The organism is Corallococcus sp. CA053C, from assembly GCF_003611675.1.
GTDB lineage: Bacteria > Myxococcota > Myxococcia > Myxococcales > Myxococcaceae > Corallococcus.
In genome coordinates this window covers 1-5,019 of sequence record NZ_RAWA01000558.1, presented here as the reverse complement: position 1 = coordinate 5,019, position 5,019 = coordinate 1, and the positions used below count along the sequence as shown (strand labels likewise).

3 protein-coding genes and 1 pseudogene are annotated in these 5,019 nt (G+C 67.3%); 2 read left to right on the top strand and 2 right to left on the bottom strand.

Translation table 11 applies throughout. The features are described from left to right. Positions 1 to 40: 40 nt before the first annotated feature. Entirely contained in the window at positions 41 to 1,858 is a 1,818-nt protein-coding gene (locus tag D7V97_RS39820) for a thioredoxin domain-containing protein (protein WP_120615793.1), read from the top strand. Between the two features lie 98 nt (positions 1,859 to 1,956). Here the strand turns inward: D7V97_RS39820 and D7V97_RS39815 are convergent, their stop codons facing one another. Both D7V97_RS39815 and D7V97_RS39810 read right to left on the bottom strand, forming a co-directional pair. Then, complete coding sequence (locus D7V97_RS39815; protein ID WP_120615792.1) at positions 1,957 to 2,343, bottom strand: RidA family protein; 387 nt, start codon at positions 2,341 to 2,343, stop codon at positions 1,957 to 1,959. An 81-nt stretch (positions 2,344 to 2,424) separates the two neighbouring features. Continuing rightward, positions 2,425 to 4,647, bottom strand: a complete 2,223-nt coding sequence (locus tag D7V97_RS39810) for a bifunctional (p)ppGpp synthetase/guanosine-3',5'-bis(diphosphate) 3'-pyrophosphohydrolase (protein ID WP_120615791.1) — start codon at positions 4,645 to 4,647, stop codon at positions 2,425 to 2,427. 162 nt (positions 4,648 to 4,809) lie between these two features. Between D7V97_RS39810 and D7V97_RS44400 the strand changes: the two are divergent. After that, a pseudogene (locus tag D7V97_RS44400) lies at positions 4,810 to 5,019 on the top strand (hypothetical protein); the annotation flags it as partial.

Genomic DNA, 5,019 nt, shown 5'->3' with positions numbered 1-5,019 from the left:
GTGACGAGCGCGTTGACGCTGCCCTTCACCGGCGCGCCAGGTGGACCCCACCGTCTTCAAGGTGCCCGTCGAAGGCGCCCCGGTGAAGGGCAGCGTCAACGCGCTCGTCACCCTCGTGGAGTTCTCCGACTACGAGTGCCCGTTCTGCAGCCGCGCGCACAACACCGTCGTGCAGCTCCAGAAGGACTACGGCAGCAAGCTGCGCGTGGTGATGCGCCAGAACCCGCTGTCCTTCCACCCGCACGCCAAGCCCGCGTCCCTCGCGGCGCTCGCGGCCGGTGAGCAGGGCAAGTACTGGGACATGCACGACCTGCTCTTCGCCAACAACAAGAAGCTGGACGCGGAGAGCCTGGAGTCCTACGCGAAGCAGATCGGCCTGGATGTGGCGAAGTGGAAGGCGGACATGGCGGAGTCGCGCCTGTCCGACACCATCGCCAAGGAGCAGGCCCTGGCGTCGCAGCTGGGCGCCAACGGCACGCCGGCCTTCTTCATCAACGGCCGCTTCCTGTCGGGCGCGCAGCCCATCGAGAACTTCAAGGGCCTCATCGACGAGGAGCTCGCCAAGGCCGAGGGCCTGGTGAAGAGCGGCGTGGCCCCCTCGCAGGTGTACGCGCGCATCATGGAGAAGGGCGTCGAGCGCGCCCCGTCGCGCCCCCAGGCCCAGGAGCCCCAGGCCACCGCGAAGAAGATTGAGATCCCGGCGAACGCCCCCTCCTTCGGCCCGGCGACCGCGAAGGTCACCATCGTGGAGTGGTCCGACTTCGAGTGCCCGTTCTGCAGCCGCGCGGTGCCCACGATCAACCGCATCAAGGAGACCTACGGCAAGGACGTGCGCGTGGTCTTCCGCCAGCAGCCGCTGCCCATGCACTCGCACGCGAAGGACGCCGCGCAGGCCGCGCTGGCCGCCCACGAGCAGGGCAAGTTCTGGGAGATGCACGACAAGCTCTTCGCCAACCAGCGCGCGCTGGATCGCGCCTCCCTGGACAAGTACGCCGAGGAGCTGAAGCTGGACATGAACCGCTTCAAGGCGGCGGTGGACGGCAACAAGTTCAACGCGCAGATGGAGGCCGACATGGCCGCCGGCTCCGCGGTGGGCGCCAACGGCACGCCGGCCTTCTTCATCAACGGCCGCTTCTTGTCGGGCGCGCAGCCCTTCGAGGCCTTCAAGCCCATCATCGACGAGGAGATCGCCAAGGCCGACAAGGCGCTCGCCGCCGGCACGAAGGCGGAGGACCTCTACGCGAAGCTGAACCAGGACAACGTGAACGCCGCGCCGGCCGCTCCCACGCCCTCGGCCCCCGCCGAGCCGGCCGTGCAGAAGATCGACGTGGGCAACGCCCCGGTGCGCGGTGCCGCCAAGGCGCCCGTCACCATCGTCGCCTGGTCCGACTTCGAGTGCCCGTTCTGCAGCCGCGCGGTGCCGACGCTCGAGCAGGTGGAGAAGGAGTACAAGGGCAAGGTCAAGATCGCCTTCAAGCACCAGCCGCTGTCCTTCCACCAGCACGCGAAGCTCGCCGCGCAGGCCTCCATGGCCGCGAACGAGCAGGGCAAGTTCTGGGAGATGCACGACAAGCTCTTCGCCAACCAGCGCGCGTTGGATCGCGCGTCCCTGGAGAAGTACGCGCAGGAGCTGAAGCTGGACATGACCAAGTTCAAGTCCGCCCTGGACACCAACAAGTTCGACGCGCAGATCGCCGCGGACATGGCCGCCGGTGAGGCCGTGGGCGCGAACGGCACCCCCACCTTCTTCATCAACGGTCGCACCCTCGTGGGCGCCCAGCCCTTCGAGGCCTTCAAGAAGGTCATCGACGAGGAGCTGAAGAAGGCCGGCGTGGTGATGGCGGCGGAGGCGAAGTAGTCCGCCCCCGCTCCACCGACGTCTGAAAGCACCGAGGCCGTCGGCTCCCACAGCGGGAACCGACGGCCTTCGTGTTTCCAGCGACTGCGACCTGGACGTCAGGAGACGGCGATGGCGTCGATCTCCACCTTGGAGCCGCGCGGCAGCGCGGACACCTGCACGGTGGCGCGGGCCGGGGGCGCCCCGGTGAAGGAGCGGCCGTAGACTTCGTTCACCTTGGCGAAGTCGCCCAGGTCGGTGAGGAAGATGGTGCAGCGCACGACGTGGGAGAAGTCCAGGCCGCTCGCGGCGAGCACGGCCTTGAGGTTCTCCATCACGCGCTCGGCCTGCGCGACGACGTCCCCGGGGACGATCTCCATCGTCTTGGGATCCAACGGAATCTGGCCGGACAGGAACGTCAGCTTCCCGGCGTCCACCTGCACGGCCTGGGAGTAAGGGCCAATGGCCTTGGGGGCGTCGTCGGAGTGGATTGCCTTGCGCGCCATGCAGCACACCTCGGGTGAGGCGGCCCTGGGGGCACCAGGGGCCGCGGGTCCGCCGCGCGCTGTAGCACATCCGGCCTGAAGTTAGATTCGCTCGACGGAGTAGACGCCGGTGAGCCGCTCGATGGAGCGCATCAGGTCCGTGAGCTGCTTGAGGTCGGAGATGGTGACCTCGAAGGTGTTCACCGCCCGGTCATCGCCGGTGGCCCGGCAGTTCGCCTGGGAGATGTTGACGCTCTTCTTGGAGAACGTGTGGGTGATGTCCGCCAGCAGGCCGGGCCGGTCCGCTGTCAGCACCCGCAGCGTGACGGGCCGCTTGAAGTCCCCCTTCACGTCCCAGGACACGTCCACGCGCCGCTCGGGGTCCGTGGCCAGTGCCTTCTCACAGCCCACCGTGTGCACCGTCACACCCCGGCCCCGGGTGATGAACCCCGCGATGGGGTCCCCGGGGACGGGGTTGCAACAGCGCCCGAAGCGCACCAACACGTCGTCCACGCCGCCAATCTGGACGCCGCTGCGGCTGTTGCGGCCCACCAGCCGCTTGGCCAGGTCCGTCATGCGCGACAGGCCTGGCAGCATGGACGTGTTGCCCGTCCCGTTGCCGTTGCCCGTCCCGCTTGCGTCCGACATGCGCGGGGGCGGCTCCGCCTGCGCCAGCTTGTCCTGCGGCACGATGCGCTGCACCAGCTGCTGCGGCGTCACCTTGCCGTAGCCAATGGCCACCAGCAGGTCGTCCTCGACGCGGAAGCCCAGCTCCTCGGCGACCTTCTTGAGCTCGCCGGACTTCATCTGCTTGTTGAAGTTGAGCTGGAAGCGCTTGAACTCGCGCTCCACCAGTTCGCGGCCCAGCTGCAGGCTCTTGTCGCGCTGCTGCTGCTTGATGAAGCCGCGGATGCGCTGCTGCGCGCGGCTCGTCTTGACGAAGGTGAGCCAGTCCTTGGACGGGTGCGCCTGGGGGCTGGTCAGCACCTCCACCGTGTCGCCGTTCTTCAGCTTGTAGCGCAAGGGAACAATCTTGCCGTTCACCTTGGCGCCCACGCACCGGCCGCCCACGTCCGAGTGGATGGCGTACGCGAAGTCCACCGGCGTCGCCCCACGCGGCAGGCTGCGCACGTCGCCCTTGGGCGTGAAGACGAACACCTCGTCGGTGAAGAGGTCCACCTTCACCGTCTCCAGGAACTCCTTGGGGTCCTTGAGGTCCTGCTGCCACTCCATGAGCTGGCGCAGCCAGGCGAACTTCTCATCGTCCTTGGAGATGGGCGCGCGGCCCTCTTTGTAGGCCCAGTGCGCCGCGATGCCCTCTTCGGCGATCTTGTGCATCTCCGAGGTGCGGATCTGCACCTCCACGCGCTCGCTCAACGGACCAATCACCGTGGTGTGCAGGGATTGGTACATGTTGGGCTTGGGGATGGCGATGAAGTCCTTGAAGCGCCCCGGCACCGGCTTCCACATCTGGTGCACCATGCCCAGCGCCTCGTAGCAGGCGGGCACCGCGGGCGCGATGATGCGGAAGGCGATGATGTCGTGGATCTGATCGAAGTCGATGCCCTGCGACTTGATCTTCTTCCAGATGCTGTAGACGTGCTTGAAGCGGCCGCTGACGTCGCCCTTGAGCCCGCGCTCCTGGAGCTTGGCGCGCATCAGGTCGCAGGTGTCCTCGATGTACGCCTCGCGCTCCTTCTTGCGCTTGTTGAGCTGCTCCTCCAGCGCGAAGAACTCCTGCGGCTTCACGTAGCGGAAGGACAGGTCCTCCAGCTCCGTCTTGATCCAGGAGATGCCCAGCCGGTTGGCCAGGGGCGCGTAGATGTCCAGCGTCTCCTGTCCGATGCGGGCCTGCTTCTCCTCGGACATGTGATCCAACGTCCGCATGTTGTGCGTGCGGTCCGCCAGCTTCACGAGGATGACGCGGATGTCCTGCGCCATCGCGATGATCATCTTGCGGAAGTTCTCCGCCTGCTTCTCCTCCTGGGAGAGCGTCGCGGACGCGGAGAACTTGGACAGCTTCGTCACGCCGTCCACGAGCTGGGCGACCTCCGGCCCGAACAGCTCCGTGAGTTCCTCCGCCGTGGCGAGCGTGTCCTCGATGGTGTCGTGGAGCAGACCGGTGACGATGGACGCCTCGTCCAGCTTGAGCTCCGCGAGGATGCCCGCCACCTCCAGGGGATGAATCAGGTAGGGCTCACCGGACTTCCGGAGCTGCCCCTGATGGACCTTGGCCGAGTAGACGTACGCCTTCTTGATGATGTCCAGGTCGGGGTCCGGGTGGTACGACGCAACCCGCTGCAGGATGTCGTTCAGGCGAATCATCGAGGCGGTGGCAATCGTAACTGCCCTAAACAGCAGGGGCAACGTTACCCTGGAACATCGCACCTCCTTCACGGGCGTTGGAGCCCGTGGCGCGGGCCCTTCCGCCCCCGCCAGCTTTCATTGACCCGACGTTTCACGCCCCCCTAGATTGGCGCTCCGCCCATGTCTCAGCTCCTGCTGTCCGCGCTCCCGGTGGTCTGCCCGAACTGTGACGGCTACAACCCGCCACGCTCGGCCACCTGTGTGCTGTGCGGCCAGGCGCTGGCGGAGGCCGCCCCTGCCCCCCGGCCCACCATCACCTCTCCCCAGCGGCCGGTGACGCCGCCGCCCGGAGTGGCCCAGGGCCGTCCCGCCGCCGTCGCCAGCTTCCCC

What these genes read in the sequence shown, in the direction of transcription:
- D7V97_RS39815 (WP_120615792.1), bottom strand. Translation starts at nt 2,343, where the DNA reads ATGGCGCGCAAGGCAATCCACTCCGACGACGCCCCCAAGGCCATTGGC.
- D7V97_RS39810 (WP_120615791.1), bottom strand. Translation starts at nt 4,647, where the DNA reads ATGATTCGCCTGAACGACATCCTGCAGCGGGTTGCGTCGTACCACCCG.